Source organism: Micromonospora sp. NPDC047465, from assembly GCF_040643125.1.
Taxonomy (GTDB): Bacteria; Actinomycetota; Actinomycetes; order Mycobacteriales; family Micromonosporaceae; genus Micromonospora.
In genome coordinates, this window is record NZ_JBEYTP010000005.1 from 202,492 (window position 1) to 216,856 (window position 14,365).

Genomic DNA, 14,365 nt, shown 5'->3' on the forward strand with positions numbered 1-14,365 from the left:
GCGGGCTGCGCCGGGTGGCCCGCCACCTGCGGCGTCCGCGCCGCACCGACTCTCGAGGCGGGGGTACGGATGCCGGAATGGCTGCTCTGGGCGGCGGCGGTCGCGCTGGCCGTGGCGGCCGGCTGGGCGTGGAACGAGTGGCGGCGCGGTGCCCGTGACGACGCCCCGCGCCGACGGGAACGCCCGCGCACCCGGCCCGGCCGCGGCACCGCGTCGCCGGGCGGGCCGGGCCGGTCGACCGCGCCACCCCGGCCGCGTACCGCCGAACGGGCGCCCGCCGGCGCGCCGCGCCCGGGGGAGATCTGGTGGGCCGACGTCCCGTACGCCGACGGCACCGGCTCGAAGGTGCGGCCCTGCCTGGTGCTGCGCGCCGACGCCCGGGGCGCCGACGTCCTGAAGATCACCAGTCAGGACAAGAGCGGCCGGGACGACCACGTCCGCATCCCGACCCGGGAGTGGGACCCCGGGGCCGACCACGACAGCTTCGTTGACCTGGCCGAGCCCGCCCACGTTCCGCTGGTCGGCTTCTCCCGCCACGCCGTCGCCTGCGACCCCGCCCTGTGGCGCCGCATCCGCCGCCTGCCCCACCTCCCCGGCGCCTGACCACGCGCCGGCCGGCCGGCTCTCGCACGGCCCGACGGGACGCTCCGGCCGGCCGGCCCTCGCACGGCCCGAACCGCCGTCCGGCGGGCTCTCGGACGGCGGGGCAGGTCAGTCCAAGGCGCGGGCGAGGGCGTGGAGCTGGTCGGCGTACTCGATGCGGGCGGACCAGGCGTCGGGCCAGGCCGGCATGCCCAGGGCCGCGCCGACGAAGGCGCCGGCCAGCGCGGCGATCGAGTCGGAGTCGCCGGCGGTGGTGGCGCCCCGGGCCAGCGCGGCGACCGGGTCGTCGGCGTGCCGGATCGCGCAGAACAGCGCGGTGGCCAACGCCTCCTCGGCGATCCAGCCCTCGCCGGTGTGCCGGCACGGGTCGCCGCCGTCGTCCGGGTCGGCGAGCGCGGCGTCGAGGCGGCCGAGGACCGCCAGGCACTCGTCCCAGCCGCGGGCGATGAAGTCCTCCGGCGTCTCCACGCCGGGGCGCTGCCAGAGGTCGCCGAGCCAGTCGGCGCGGTAGACGCGCCGCTGGTCGCGGGCCCGGTCGGCGAGCAGGCGGGGCAGGTCCGCCGGCGCCGCGCCGGCGCGCAGCAGCCACACGGCGTACGCGGTCAGCTCGCTGGCCGCCAGGCCGGTCGGGTGCCCGTGGGTCAGCCCCGCCTGGAGCTGGGACAGCCCGGCGAGGGTTTCCACGTCGACGTCGAGCAGGCCGACCGGGGTGACCCGCATGTTCGCCCCGCAGCCCTTCGAGCCGGCGACCGTCGCCTCCTGCCAGCGCACACCCCGCCCGAGTTCGGCACAGGCACGCAGGCAGGTCATGCCCGGCGCCCGGTTGTTCTCCGGGCTGGCCGCCCAGTCGAGGAAGCGCTGCCGCAGCAGCGGCTCGACCGCCTCGGGCGTCAGCGCCGGGGCGTCGTGCAGCGCCCAGCCGACGGCCAGCGCCATCTGGGTGTCGTCGGTCACCAGTGCCGGGTGGCCGGCGAGCTCGCGCGGGCCGGCCGGGCCGTAGCGGCGAACGATCTCGGCGACGGTCAGGAACTCGGTCGGTTTGCCCAGCGCGTCACCGTAGGCGAGGCCGAAGAGCGAGCCGGCGGCCCGCCGGAGCGAGGTGTCGATCATTCCCGCGATCATGCCGCCCGACCGCAACCCGCACCACCGCCGCGGCCCGCCGAGCCCGTGCCGGCGGACGGACGGGATCCGGCCGGCGGACGACTCAGTCGAAGAAGATCAGGCAGAACGGGTGACCGGCGGGGTCGGCGTAGACCCGGAAGTCGTCGCCCTCCCCCGGCAGCCGCCGGGCGCCGAGCGCCAGCACCCGCTTCTCGGCCGCCTCCACGTCGTCCACCTCGACGTCCAGGTGGAACTGCTGGGGGCGCTGCGGGTCCGGCCACGCCGGCGGGCGCAGGTCGGGTGCCTTCTGGAAGGCGAGCCGGTGCCCGGAGCCGGAGATCACCACCCAACCGTCGTCGCTGGCGTCGGCGTCCGGCGGCAGGCCCAGCAGCTCGGAGTAGAAGTCGGCCAGGGCCCGCGGGTCGGGACAGTCGATGACCACTGTGCGCAGCTTTCCAATCATGCCGACCATCGTGCCCCGCCCGTACGACAGGAAACCTCAGTCCTCGGCGAGCCGCCGCCCCGCGTCCCGGCAGGCGGCGAGCACCGCGCGGGCGTACTGCGGGGTCGCGTTGGCGAGGCCGCACGCCGGGGTGACCACGACCTGCTCGGCGAGCCGCCGGCGCGGGAAGCCGAGGCGGTCCCAGAGCTGGCGTACCCGGTCGGCGACCTGCGCCGAGGTGGGCGCGCGACCGGCGGCCGGCGGCCGGGTCGGCGCGGCACCGGCCAGCAGCCCGAGCCCGGCGTCGATCGCCTCGCCCAGCGGGTCCAGGTCGGTGACGAGGTCGAGGTCGAGGGCCACGCCGACGGCGCCCGCGACGCGGATCAGCTCCAGCGGCACGTCCGGCGCGCAGCAGTGCACCAGGACCGGCACACCGGCCGCCTCGACGACCGCGCGCAGCAGCGACCCGGCGACGCCCGGCTCCACGGCCCGGTACACGCCGAACCCGCTCTCGGTGGGCACCCGCCCGGCGAGCACGGCCGGCAGCGACGGCTCGTCGAGTTGGAGCAGCACGGTGGCGTGCGGCAGCCGGCGGACGACCGCCGCGACGTGCGCGCGCAGCCCCTCCGCGAGCGAACCCGTGAGGTCCCGCACCGCGCCGGGATCCCGCAGCATCCGGCCCCCGATCGGCAGCTCCAGGGACGCGGCGAGGGTGAACGGGCCACCCGCCTGGATCTTGACCGGTCCCGCGTACTCCTCGGCCTGCTCGGCGAGCTGGTCGAGGTCGCGTTCCATCAGGTCGCGGGCGCGGCGCAGGTCCCGCCCGGGGCGGGGCGCGATCCGCCAGCGGGCGGCGTACAGCTCGACCGGCAGCTCGACCAGGAGGCCGGCGGTCCGGCCGACCAGGTCGGCGCCGGGGCCCCGGGCCGGCAGCTCCGGCAGGTGCGGCAGCGCGGGAAGCTCGCCGAGGACGATCCGCTGCGCCTCGGCGATGTCGGTGCCGGGGAGGGAACCGATGCCGGTCGCCGCGCCGGCCGGCCAGGGCCACGCCTGATCTGTCACGGCCGAAGACTATCCGGCCGCCGGGCGGCCCGACCGGTCAGCCGGCGATGGTGGCGGAGCCGAGCACGACGTCGCCGGCCGGGTCCGGCCGGTAGGCGACGATCGCCTGGCCGGCGGCGACCCCGCGCACCGGGCGGCGCAGCTCGGCGCGGAGGCCGTCGGCGCTCAGCTCGACCGTCGCCGGCACCACGTCGCCGTGCGCCCGCAACTGCACCTCGCACTCCAGCGGGGCGTCCGGTCGTGGCCCGCCCGTCCACACCGGACGCTCGGCGCGCACCCGGGAGACCTCGAGAGCCTCCGCCGGGCCGACCGTCACCGTGTTGGTCGTCGGCGTGATGGAGAGCACGTACCGGGGGCGGCCGTCCGGCGCCGGCCGGTCCAGGTGCAGGCCGCGCCGCTGCCCGACGGTGTACGCGTACGCGCCGGTGTGGCTGCCCACCACGGCGCCGGTGGTCGCGTCCACCACGTCGCCGGGCGCCTCGCCGAGGCGCTGCGCGAGGAAGCCGCGGGTGTCGCCGTCGGCGATGAAGCAGATGTCGTGCGAGTCGGGCTTGTCGGCCACCGCCAGCCCCCGCCGGGCGGCCTCCTCGCGGACCTGCGCCTTCGTCGAGTCGCCGAGCGGGAAGACCGACCGGTCGAGCTGCTCGCGGGTGAGCACCGCGAGGACGTACGACTGGTCCTTGGCCACGTCGACGCTGCGGCGCAGCAGCCCGTCCGCCCCGAGCCGGGCGTGGTGGCCGGTGACCACGGCGTCGAAGCCCAGGGCCACGGCCCGGTCCAGCACCGCGGCAAACTTGATCTTCTCGTTGCAGCGCAGGCAGGGGTTCGGCGTACGGCCCGCCGCGTACTCGGCGACGAAGTCGTCCACCACGTCGGAGTGGAAGCGGTCGGCCATGTCCCAGACGTAGAACGGGATGCCGATGACGTCGGCGGCCCGCCGGGCGTCGCGGGAGTCCTCCAGCGTGCAGCAGCCGCGCGCACCGGTGCGGTACGTCTGCGGGTTGCGCGCCAGCGCCAGGTGCACGCCGGTCACGTCGTGCCCCGCCTCCACCGCCCGCGCCGCCGCGACCGCCGAGTCGACCCCGCCGGACATCGCCGCCAACACCCTCACCGGCCCACTCCCTTCACCCCGCCGAGCCTATCCCCGTCCCCGCCCCGCCCGACCTCCCCGCCCTGGCGCCGACGTCGTCCGCCGCGTGATCTTGCAGTTGTCACCCCGGCAAAAGGGGCGAACACCGCGATCACGGGGCCGAGAGTGCAAGATCGCGGGCGCGACGAGGGTGGGGTGGCGCGGTGAGGAGGGTCAGCGGGGGGTGCGGAGGGCGGCGGCGCGGCGGGCGCGCTCGACGGTGGCCGGGAGCGCGGCGATGAGGGCGTCGACGTCGGCGGGCGTGCTGGTGTGGCCGAGGGTGAAGCGCAGCGAGGAGCGGGCGCGGTCGTCGTCGGCGCCCATGGCCAGCAGCACGTGGGACGGCTGGGCCACCCCGGCGGAGCAGGCCGAGCCGGTCGAGCAGGCGATGCCCTGGGCGTCCAGCAGGAGCAGCAGGGCGTCTCCCTCGCAGCCGGGGAAGGAGAAGTGCGCGTTGCCCGGCAGCCGGCCGGTGGGGTCGCCGTTGAAGACCACCTCGGGCACCGCCTGCCGGACCCGCTCGACCAGGTCGTCGCGGAGCGCGGCGATCCGGGCCGCGTACTCCTGCTGGCCCTTGACCGCCGCCTCCACGGCGACGGCGAAGGCGACGATGCCGGCGGTGTCGAGGGTGCCGGAGCGCACGTCGCGCTCCTGGCCGCCGCCGTGCAGCAGCGGGGTGGCCGGTACGTCGCGGGCGAGCACGAGGGCGCCCACCCCGGTCGGCCCGCCGAGCTTGTGCCCGGTCACGGTCAGCGCGGCGACCCCGCTGGCGGCGAAGTCCACCGGCACCTGCCCGACCGCCTGGATCGCATCGGTGTGGAAGGGCACCCCGTGCTCGGCGGCGACCGCGGCCAGGTCGGCGACCGGCTGCACGGTGCCCACCTCGTTGTTGGCCCACATCGCGGTCACCACCGCGACCCGGTCACCGTGCTCGGCCAGCTCGGCGCGCAGCTCGTCGGGGCTGAGCCGGCCGCTGGCGTCCACCGAGAGCCAGCCCACCCGGGCCCCCTCGTGGTCGACCAGCCAGTCCACCGCGTCGAGCACGGCGTGGTGCTCGACCGCGCTGGAGACCACCCGGTCCCGCCGGGTGTCGGCTCCCCGTCGCGCCCAGAAGATGCCCTTGACCGCGAGGTTGTCGCTCTCGGTCCCGCCGCCGGTGAAGACGACCTCGGAGGGGCGGGCGCCCAGCGCGGCGGCCACCCGCTCCCGCGACTCCTCCACCCGCCGCCGGGCACGGCGGCCCGACGCGTGCAGCGAGGACGCGTTGCCGACCTCGCGGGCGGTGGCGACGTACGCCTCCAGTGCCTCGTCGAGCATCGGAGTCGTCGCCGCGTGATCCAGGTATGCCATCACGGCTCAGCCTAACGACCGGCCCCGGACCGGATGGAGGCCGGAGTACGCCGTCCGACCCACGGGGCGGTGAGACCCGTACCCGCACGTCACGAATCTCTCGGACGTCGCGGGGTACTACCGACCCGCGCGACACACGGATGTTCCCGGTCGGTGTGCTCGGCGACGGGTCGGACGAGCTGCTGCCGTTGCCACCGGACGTCGGCCATCAGGCATACTCGGTTGTCGACGTTTCCGCCGAGGCGTCCGACAGCCCACGGCTTCCGCGAGAGCGTGCCGAGGGCCTCTGACGGGCTGATCGGCGGGCCGGCTCAGCTCCCCGGCCCGCCGATCAGCTCCCCACCCGCGGTCAGGCCGCGCCCGATGACGTGTCGTCGGTTCCGATCCTCCCCGGTCGGGGCCGGACGGCGACGGGCCGGGAACCGCCGCGCGGTTCCCGGCCCGGGTGCGGGCGAGCGTCAGCTCACTTGCGCTTGCGGATCTCCTCCGCGGCCTGCGGGACGACCTTGAACAGGTCACCCACCACGCCGAAGTCGGCCAGCTCGAAGATCGGCGCCTCGCCGTCCTTGTTGACCGCGACGATGGTCTTCGAGGTCTGCATGCCGGCCCGGTGCTGGATGGCACCGGAGATGCCGAGCGCGACGTAGAGCTGCGGGGAGACGGTCTTGCCGGTCTGGCCCACCTGGAACTGGTGCGGGTAGAAGCCGGAGTCGACGGCCGCGCGGGACGCGCCGACGGCGCCGCCCAGCAGGTCGGCCAGCTCCTCGACCAGCTTGAAGTTGTCGGCGTTGCCGACGCCGCGACCGCCGGAGACGACGACGCCGGCCTCGGTGAGCTCGGGGCGGGAGCCCTTCTGCTCGGCGACCCGGTCGACGACCTTGGCCAGCTTGTCGGAGTCGGTGACCGACACGGTGAGCTGCTCGACGGCCGGGGTGGCGACCGCCGGGGTCGGGTTGACCGAGTTCGGCCGGACGGTGACCAGCGGCAGGCCGCGGGTGACCTTGGACTTGACGATGGTCGAGCCGGCGAAGGCCACCTGGGTGGCGGTGCCGTCGGCGGCCAGGTCGACCACGTCGGTCAGGATGCCGTTGTCCAGCTTGACGGCCAGGCGGGCGGCGATCTCCTTGCCCTCCTGGGACGAGGCGAGCAGCACGGCCGCGGGCTGCACCCGCTTGACCAGCTCGGCCACGACGGTGGCCTTGGGGGCCACCAGGTAGCCGTCGATGTCGTCACCCTCGGCGGCGTAGATCTTCTCCGCGCCGTACTCGCCCAGCTTGGCGCTCAGCGCCTCGGCGGCGCCGGGGCCGCCGAGCACGACCGCGCTCGCCGTGCCCAGCTCGCGGGCGAGGGTGAGCATCTCCAGGGTGACCTTCTTGACGCCGAATTCCCGGGTGGCTTCGACGACGACGAGAACCTCAGACATGTCCAGACCTCTCACACGAACTTCTCGGTGGCGAGGAACTCGACCAGCTTGACGCCGCCGTCGCCCTCGTCGGTGATCTTCGCGCCGCCGGAGCGCGGCGGGCGCTTGGTGTGCTCCAGCACGGCGCTGGTCGCGCCCTCGAAGCCCACCTCGGCCGGGGCGACGCCGAGGTCACCCAGGGAGAGCGTCTGCACCGGCTTCTTCTTCGCGGCCATGATGCCCTTGAAGGACGGGTAGCGCGGCTCGTTGATGGTGTCCCAGACGGAGACCACGGCGGGGGTGGCGGCGGTGACCACCTCGTAGCCCTCCTCGGTCTGCCGCTCGACGGTCAGGGTGGAGCCGTCGACGGTGAGCTTGCGGGCGCCGGTCAGCGCCGCGACGCCCAGCCGCTCGGCGATCATGTGCGGCATCACCTGCACCCGGCCGTCGGTCGACTCGGCGCCGCAGAGCACCAGGTCGGCGTTCAGCTGGCCGAGCGCGGCGGCGAGCACCTTCGAGGTGGCCACGGCGCAGGACCCGTGCAGGGCCTCGTCCACGACGTGCACGGCCTTGTCGGGGCCCATGGAGAGCGCCTTGCGGATCGACTCGGTCGCCCGGTCCGGACCCATGGTCAGGACGGTGACCTCGCCGCCGTGGGCCTCCTTGATCTTCAACGCCTCTTCGATGGCGTACTCGTCCATCTCGTTGATGACGTTGTTCGCCGAGCCGCGGTCGACGGTGTTGTCGTCAGTGCGCAGGTTGCGGTCCGCGCCCGAATCGGGCACCTGCTTGACGAGTACGACGATGTTCATCGCGCTTCGACGACCCTCCTGTTTGGTGTAGCGATCACTCGCCCGGTCACGGGCGCAGCCTCCCGCGTGACTTAACGATCGGTCAACCACGGGCTGCTGTGCAGTTGCCCACGGCGCAATGTTACCTGCCAGTAGCATCGACCTCCGGCGACCTCAGGGTGACACAGCTCACGGCGGGCCGTCGGGCGGGTAATCTGGCAAATCGGGAGGTGTCGCGAAATGTCAGAGTCTTCCAGCGCCACGCCGCACGACGCGCCGCGGCGCCCCTGTCGCCGGGCGCGCCCCGAGGCGTACCGCTGCGCCTGCGGCCGGGTCCGCGACCGGTGCGTACGCGCCACCGTCCGGGCGCTCTGGTCGCCGGGCCGGCACGCTCCCGCGCCGGCGGACCGGCTCACGCCGACTGAGCCAGCGCGCCCCTGATCCGCTCGATGACCGCCGCCTCGGCCGGGGCCACCCCCCGGTGCGCCCCGGCCACCCGCTCGGCGGCGGACAGCACCACCTCGCGGTAGATAGCCACGTCCTGCGGCGACTTCTCGCGCAGGATCTCGACGGAGCGGCCCAGCGCCGGCAGCACCACCGCCTCGATCTCCAGCGCCGAGTCCCGGGGCAGCTTCGGCAGCGGCCCGGTGGTCAGCGCCTCCTTCACGATCCCGCTCGTGTCGGCCATCGCGGCGGAGGCGGCGAAGCTCTCCCGGAACAGGGCGAGCATCCCCGGGTCGGCGTTGGCCACCAGGAACACCGCCCCGAACGCGCCCGCCTTGAGGGTCAGCCGCTCCTCGGCCGTCAACCGCTGCTCCATGATCACGGAGTGTAGACGTACGGGGTGGTCGTCGTGACCGGGACGAGGCCGAGCCGCTGGAGGATCGGCCGGCTCTCGTCGGAGGCGTCCACCTGGAGCAGCGTCCGGTCGCGCTGGGCGGCGAGCCGGGCCCGGTAGGTGACCAGCGCCCGGTAGATGCCCCGGCGGCGCCACGGGGCGAGGGTCGAGCCGCCCCACAGGGTGGCGAACCCGGTCCCCGGCACGTAACGCACCCAGCCCGCGCTCACCACCTCGTCGCCCGCCTCGGCCACCACCACCGTGATCGACTGCGGGTCCGCCGCGATCTCCTTCTCCAGCCCGGTGGCCAGGTGGCTGCGGTCGGCGTTCCAGACCGCCTCCTCCATCGCCACGATCCGGTCCAGGTCCGCGCGGGCGGTCACCTCGCGCAGGCGTACGCCCTCGGGGACCACCGGGAGCGTGGCCGCGAGCGGCGCGACCGGGCCGATCACGACGGTCTCCGGCTCCTCCGGCACGAACCCGGCGGCACGCAACCGCTCCGGCAGGTCCGCCGGCTCGTCGTGGCCGTGCCACTTCCACTCCACCGACTCCCCGCGGGCCCGGAAGAACTCCACCTGCCGGGCGATCAGCGCGTCCAGCGCTGCGCCGGTCAGCCCGTCGAGGTCGCGGTAGGTGAGGAAGCCGCCGTGGTCGAGGCCGAGGAGGCGGACCAGCGGGCCGTCCCGGTCCACGGTCACCCCCGCCGGCAGCGGGTCGGGCACCGACGCCCGCAACTGGTGGTCGTACGCGTTCCGCAGCGTCGTCACGTCAAGATCCGTCACTGCTCCAGGCTACGACCGGACGGAAGCGGATAATCGGCACGTGTGGCAGGCGATCAGGCGATGGTTCGACCCGCGCGAACTGCGCTCGGTCGGCAGCACCCCCGACTACCGGTTCTCGCTGGCCAACGAGCGGACCTTCCTGGCCTGGCTGCGGACGGGGCTGGCGCTGGTCGCGGGTGGGCTCGCCGCCGCCCAGTTCCTGCCGCCGCTGCCGCTGGCACACCTGCGTGAGGTGATCGCCGTCGCGCTGCTGCTGCTCGGCGGAACCGTGGCGGTCCGGGCGGTCGACCACTGGGCGCGTACGGAGCGGGCGATCCGGCTCGGCGAGGAACTGCCGGCCTCCCGCTTCCCGGCGGTGCTCGCCCTCGCCGTCGGCCTCGGCGCGCTGCTGCTGGTGGCGGCGGTGCTGGCCCGGGCGGTCGGCGAACGGTGAGCGCCGGCGCGCAGCGGACGCCGCCGGGCCGGCCGGCGCGCGACCCCGGGCTGCAACCCGAGCGGACCCGGCTGGCCTGGCGGCGCACGGCGCTGGCGCTCACGGTGATCATGGTGCTGACCGTGCGGCTGGCGCTCACCGGCCCGCCCGCCGGCGGGACGCTCGGCGCGCTCGTCGCCGGGCTGGCCGTGCTCGGCTGGGCCGCGGCGCTGGCGGTCTGCTGGCGGCGGGCGAACGCCGTCGGCCCGGCCTCCCGCTACGGGCGGGCGCTGCCCCTGGTCGCCCTGGCCACCGCCGGCTACGCGCTGCTCGGCGCGCTCCTGGCGGCGCGCGGGCTGGGTTGACGGGACCGGGTGCGCCATCATTGACGCATGGCCCGGCTGTACGTCCTCCTCTTCGTGGTGCAGATCGTCCTCGCGGTCTGCGCGCTGATCAGCTGCCTCTCCGCGGAGGAGGGCGAGATCAAGGCCCTCCCCCGGATCGCCTGGGTGCTGATCATCCTGTTCTTCCCGCTGCTCGGCTCCCTCGCCTGGTTCGCCGCCGGGCGCGAGCGCACCCCGGGCCGGCCCGGCGGCGCGCCGTCGACGGGCCGGATCCTGCCGGCCCGCGAGCGGCCCCGCCCGGTCGCCCCGGACGACGACCCCGAGTTCCTCCGCTCGCTCGGCGAGCGCTCCCGGCGGGAGGACCAGGAGCTGTTCACCCGCTGGGAGGAGGACCTGCGCCGACGCGAGGACGACCTGCGCCGACGCGAGGGCGAGCCGCCGCGCGAAGAGGACCGCCCCGAGGTGTAGCCGGCGGCCGGTTGCGGGTCACACCCGGCGCCGGAGCCCGCGCACGGCGAGCGGGGCGAAGATCGCCGCGAGGACGGCCGCCCAGAGCAGCGACTGCACCACCGGCACGGCCACCGGCCCGCCGACCAGCAGGCCGCGCAGCGCGTCAGCCAGGATGGTGACCGGGTTGACCTCGACCCAGGACTGGAGCCAGCCGGGCATGGTCTCGGTCGGCACGAACGCGTTGCTGGTGAAGGTCAGCGGGAAGATCACCATGAAGCCGAAGATCTGCACCTTCTCCGGCTCGTTGACCAGCACGCCGACCAGCACCGAGATCCACGACGCGGCCAGCGAGAACGCGAGCAGCAGGGCGAACGCCCCGAGCAGGCCGGGCAGGCCGTTGCCCAGGCGGAAGCCGAGGATCACGCCGACGCCGACGAGCAGCGACACCGACCACGCCTGCTTGACCGTGTCGGCGAGGATCCGCCCGGCCAGCGGCGCCCAGCGGGCGATGGGCAGCGAACGGAGCCGGTCGAACACGCCCTTGGTGAGGTCGTTGTTCAGCCCGAACCCGGTGGTCATGGTGGCGAAGAAGGCATTCTGCACGATGATGCCCGGCAGCGCGAAGGTCAGGTAGTCCCCGGGCGAGCCGGAGATCGCCCCGCCGAACACGTACGTGAACAGCAGCACGAACATCACCGGCTGGATGCTCAGGTCGAGCAGCTCCATCGGGTTGTGCTTGATCTGCACCAGGCTGCGCCAGGCCAGGGTGAAGGTGTGGCGCAGCCCGGCGGCGGGGCCGAGCCGGCGGGCCGGCGCGACCGGTGCGGTCAGGGTGGCGGCGGTCATGCCGGGGTCCTCTCCAGGTCGGCCCCGGAAGGGGCGTCGGCGTCGGCGCGGTGCCCGGTCAGCTGGAGGAACACCTCGTCCAGGCTGGAGCCGCGCAGGGCCAGCTCGGCGACCGCGATGCCGGCGGCGTCGAGGCGGCCCACCACGGCGGGCAGCACGGCCGGGTCGTTCACCGGCACGGTGACGGTGCTCTGGGCCACCTCCGGGGTGGCGTGGACCGCCTCGCCGGCGATGGCCACCACGGTCGGCAGGTCGGCCGCGTCCGCGGGCCGGACGGCGAGCACCTGGCCGCCGGTCCTGGCCTTCAGTTCCTCGGGCGTGCCCTGCGCGATCACCCGGCCGTGGTCGACGACGGCGATCTCCCCGGCGAGCTGGTCGGCCTCCTCCAGGTACTGCGTGGTGAGCAGCACCGTCACCCCGTCGGAGACCAGGCCACGCACGATGTCCCACAGCTCGTTGCGGCTGCGCGGGTCGAGGCCGGTGGTCGGCTCGTCGAGGAAGAGCACCTGCGGCCGGCCGACCAGGCTGGCGGCGAGGTCGAGCCGGCGGCGCATGCCCCCCGAGTAGGTCTTGGCCGGCCGGTCGGCGGCGTCGCTGAGGTGGAAGTCGGCGAGCAACTGCCGGGCGCGGGCCCTGGCGTCGGCCCGGGAGGAGCCGAGCAGCCGCCCGATGAGCAGCAGGTTCTCCGCCCCGGTGAGCGTCTCGTCGACCGAGGCGTACTGGCCGGTCAGGCCGATCAACTGGCGCACCCGGTGGGCGTCGCGCACCACGTCGAAGCCGCCGACCGTGGCGCGCCCCTCGTCGGCGCGCAGCAGGGTGGCGAGCACCCGGACCGTGGTGGTCTTGCCGGCCCCGTTCGGCCCGAGCAGGCCGAAGACCGTGCCGGTGGGGACGGCCAGGTCAACACCGGCGAGGGCGGTGGTGTCGCCGAACCGGCGCACCAGCCCCTCCGCGCGGATCGCGTGATCCATCGCAACTCCTGTCGTTCTCGCTGGTCGAACCGCCATGACCGGCATCCCTGACATTCCGCCGATCCCAGGCTGACGTTACGGCGACAGGCGCTGACGTACCGCCGATTTTGCTGGTGGTGAAACGCGGCCGCCGCCGTCGCCGGGGCGCGGCGACGGCGGCGGGCGGTGGTTCAGGCCAGGTTCGACGAGCGGGGGTAGGCGTCGGCCGGGTCGGTGAGCACGTTCACCAGGTACGGCACGCCGGCGTCGAAGGCGCGCTGCAGGGCCGGCCCGAGGTCGGCGGCCTTCGCCACCGTCTCGCCCGCGCCGCCGAGAGCGCTCACCACCTGGTCGTAGCGCAGCTCCGGCTGGAGGTCGGCGGCGACGTCGTAGCCGTACATGGCGCGCATGGGGTGCTTCTCCAGGCCCCAGATGCCGTTGTTGCCGACCACGATCACCACGGGCAGCTTCTGCCGGGCGAGGGACTCCACGTCCATCAGCGAGAAGCCGGCCGCGCCGTCGCCCATCAGCACGCAGATCTGCCGATCCGGGTGGCTGACCCGGGCCCCCATCGCGTAGCCCATGCCGGTGCCGAGGCAGCCGTACGGGCCCGGGTCGAGCCAGGTGCCGGGCTGGGCGGGCTCCAGGTAGCGGCCGGCGTACGAGACGAAGTCGCCGCCGTCGCCGATCGTGATGGCGTCGCGGGCCAGGACCCGGCGCAGCTCGCCGTAGACCCGGGCGGGCCGGATCGGGTCGGTCTCGGCGGCCATCTCCGCGGCGTCGCGGGCCTTCGCGGCGTCCTCGGCGGTGCGCAGCTCGGCGATCCAGTCGGCGTGGTCGGCCCGGTCGCCGGGGTGGTCGGCGAAGGCGGTGAGGACCAGCCGGAGGTCGCCGGCGGGGGCGGCGGCCGGCTGGACGTGCCCGGCCCGCTGGCTGGGCGAGTCGACGACGTGCACCACCTTCGCGTCGCCGAAGTCGCCGAAGCTGAGCCGGAAGTCCAGCGGGGTACCGATCACCACGACGACGTCGGCGCCCTTGAGCGCCACCCGGCGGGCCTTGGCGAAGGCGAGCGGGTGCTCGGGCGGCAGCGCGCCCCGGCCCATCCCGTTGGTGAAGACCGGCACCTGGAGCGCCTCGGCGGCGGCCCGCAGGGCGTCGACCGCGTCCCCGGCGTAGACGTCGGAGCCGGCGATGATCACCGGGCGGCTCGCGGCGGCGATCAGGGTGGCCGCCTTCGCCACCTCGTCCGGGTCGGGCTCGACGGGCGCGATGCCCGGCAGGGCGGGGAGTTCGGCGTCGGCGACCGAGAAGACCGCCTCCAGGGGGAAGTCGAGGAAGACCGGGCCCCGGTGCGGGGTGAGCGCGGTGGTCAGCGCCGCGGTCACCGCGCGCGGGATGTCGTCGGGGCTGAACACCGTCTCGGCGTGCTTGGTGACCGGGGCGACCAGCGGCAGGTGGTCCATCTCCTGGAGGCTGCCCGAGCCCCAGCGGAACTGCGGGGCCCGACCACCGAGCACCAGCACCGGCGAGGCGTTGAAGTAGGCGCTGGTCAGCCCGGAGATGCCGTTGGTGACGCCGGGGCCGGCGGTGAGCACGGCGAGGCCGGGGCGGCGCTGGAGCTTCGCCACCGCCTCGGCGGCGAATACGGCGGACTGCTCGTGCCGGACGTCGTAGAGGGGGAAGCCGGTCTTGTGCGCGGCGTCGTAGAGCGGGAAGACGTGCCCGCCGGAGAGGGTGAACATCTCCCGCACCCCGTACGCGCGCAGCGCCGCGAGCGCGAGCTCCCCGCCGTGACCTTCGATCCGCTCCGTCATCGCCGCTGTCCCTTCGTCCGCATGACCGGAGTCACACGCTACTCACCGG

The 14,365-nt window shown here is 75.0% G+C and carries 16 protein-coding genes; 4 read left to right on the top strand and 12 right to left on the bottom strand.

What is annotated here, in order from left to right:
• The first annotated feature begins 69 nt into the window (after window positions 1-69).
• Window positions 70-603, top strand: coding sequence for a type II toxin-antitoxin system PemK/MazF family toxin (locus tag ABZ793_RS07985; protein WP_357453621.1), 534 nt, complete (start codon window positions 70-72; stop codon window positions 601-603).
• Window positions 604-711: 108 nt separating this feature from the next.
• Here ABZ793_RS07985 and ABZ793_RS07990 read toward each other — a convergent pair whose 3' ends face one another.
• From ABZ793_RS07990 to ABZ793_RS08030, 9 genes are all read right to left on the bottom strand, one after another.
• A complete protein-coding gene (locus ABZ793_RS07990; protein ID WP_357453624.1) occupies window positions 712-1,713 on the bottom strand; it encodes an ADP-ribosylglycohydrolase family protein in 1,002 nt (333 codons plus the stop codon).
• 94 nt (window positions 1,714-1,807) lie between these two features.
• The gene (locus tag ABZ793_RS07995; RefSeq protein WP_357453627.1) at window positions 1,808-2,167 is read right to left on the bottom strand and encodes a VOC family protein; all 360 of its coding nucleotides are present in this window, start codon (window positions 2,165-2,167) and stop codon (window positions 1,808-1,810) included.
• Between the two features lie 36 nt (window positions 2,168-2,203).
• Window positions 2,204-3,208 (bottom strand): methionine synthase, encoded by a 1,005-nt coding sequence (locus ABZ793_RS08000; protein ID WP_357453630.1) that lies wholly within the window; start codon window positions 3,206-3,208, stop codon window positions 2,204-2,206.
• Between the two features lie 37 nt (window positions 3,209-3,245).
• Complete coding sequence (gene mnmA, locus ABZ793_RS08005; protein WP_357453633.1) at window positions 3,246-4,319, bottom strand: tRNA 2-thiouridine(34) synthase MnmA; 1,074 nt, start codon at window positions 4,317-4,319, stop codon at window positions 3,246-3,248.
• A 192-nt stretch (window positions 4,320-4,511) separates the two neighbouring features.
• Complete coding sequence (locus ABZ793_RS08010) at window positions 4,512-5,687, bottom strand: cysteine desulfurase family protein (RefSeq protein ID WP_350704695.1); 1,176 nt, start codon at window positions 5,685-5,687, stop codon at window positions 4,512-4,514.
• A 463-nt stretch (window positions 5,688-6,150) separates the two neighbouring features.
• Entirely contained in the window at window positions 6,151-7,110 is a 960-nt protein-coding gene (locus ABZ793_RS08015; protein ID WP_357453638.1) for an electron transfer flavoprotein subunit alpha/FixB family protein, read from the bottom strand.
• Between the two features lie 11 nt (window positions 7,111-7,121).
• The gene (locus ABZ793_RS08020) at window positions 7,122-7,901 is read right to left on the bottom strand and encodes an electron transfer flavoprotein subunit beta/FixA family protein (protein ID WP_350704691.1); all 780 of its coding nucleotides are present in this window, start codon (window positions 7,899-7,901) and stop codon (window positions 7,122-7,124) included.
• A gap of 391 nt (window positions 7,902-8,292) precedes the next feature.
• Complete coding sequence (locus ABZ793_RS08025; RefSeq protein WP_357453642.1) at window positions 8,293-8,700, bottom strand: hypothetical protein; 408 nt, start codon at window positions 8,698-8,700, stop codon at window positions 8,293-8,295.
• 2 nt (window positions 8,701-8,702) lie between these two features.
• A complete protein-coding gene (locus tag ABZ793_RS08030; RefSeq protein WP_357453645.1) occupies window positions 8,703-9,500 on the bottom strand; it encodes a GNAT family N-acetyltransferase in 798 nt (265 codons plus the stop codon).
• 40 nt (window positions 9,501-9,540) lie between these two features.
• Here ABZ793_RS08030 and ABZ793_RS08035 point away from each other — a divergent pair, with 40 nt between their 5' ends.
• From ABZ793_RS08035 to ABZ793_RS08045, 3 genes are read left to right on the top strand one after another with little or no spacing between them, the layout of a single operon-like run.
• On the top strand, window positions 9,541-9,933 hold the full coding sequence (locus ABZ793_RS08035) for a DUF202 domain-containing protein (RefSeq protein ID WP_350705113.1): 393 nt from the start codon (window positions 9,541-9,543) through the stop codon (window positions 9,931-9,933).
• A complete protein-coding gene (locus ABZ793_RS08040) occupies window positions 9,930-10,277 on the top strand; it encodes a DUF202 domain-containing protein (protein WP_357453649.1) in 348 nt (115 codons plus the stop codon). The genes ABZ793_RS08035 and ABZ793_RS08040 overlap by 4 nt, the downstream gene beginning before the upstream one ends.
• Window positions 10,278-10,304: 27 nt before the next feature.
• Window positions 10,305-10,724, top strand: a complete 420-nt coding sequence (locus ABZ793_RS08045) for a PLD nuclease N-terminal domain-containing protein (RefSeq protein WP_357453652.1) — start codon at window positions 10,305-10,307, stop codon at window positions 10,722-10,724.
• An 18-nt stretch (window positions 10,725-10,742) separates the two neighbouring features.
• On the opposite strand, the gene ABZ793_RS08050 is transcribed toward ABZ793_RS08045, so the two are convergent.
• The 3 genes from ABZ793_RS08050 to ABZ793_RS08060 all read right to left on the bottom strand — a co-directional run bounded on the left by ABZ793_RS08050 (window position 10,743) and on the right by ABZ793_RS08060 (window position 14,316).
• Window positions 10,743-11,552 (bottom strand): ABC transporter permease, encoded by an 810-nt coding sequence (locus ABZ793_RS08050; protein WP_357453655.1) that lies wholly within the window; start codon window positions 11,550-11,552, stop codon window positions 10,743-10,745.
• A complete protein-coding gene (locus tag ABZ793_RS08055; RefSeq protein WP_357453658.1) occupies window positions 11,549-12,523 on the bottom strand; it encodes an ATP-binding cassette domain-containing protein in 975 nt (324 codons plus the stop codon). Before ABZ793_RS08055 ends, ABZ793_RS08050 begins: the two co-directional genes overlap by 4 nt.
• Before the next feature lie 170 nt (window positions 12,524-12,693).
• On the bottom strand, window positions 12,694-14,316 hold the full coding sequence (locus tag ABZ793_RS08060) for an acetolactate synthase (RefSeq protein ID WP_357453661.1): 1,623 nt from the start codon (window positions 14,314-14,316) through the stop codon (window positions 12,694-12,696).
• Window positions 14,317-14,365: the final 49 nt, after the last annotated feature.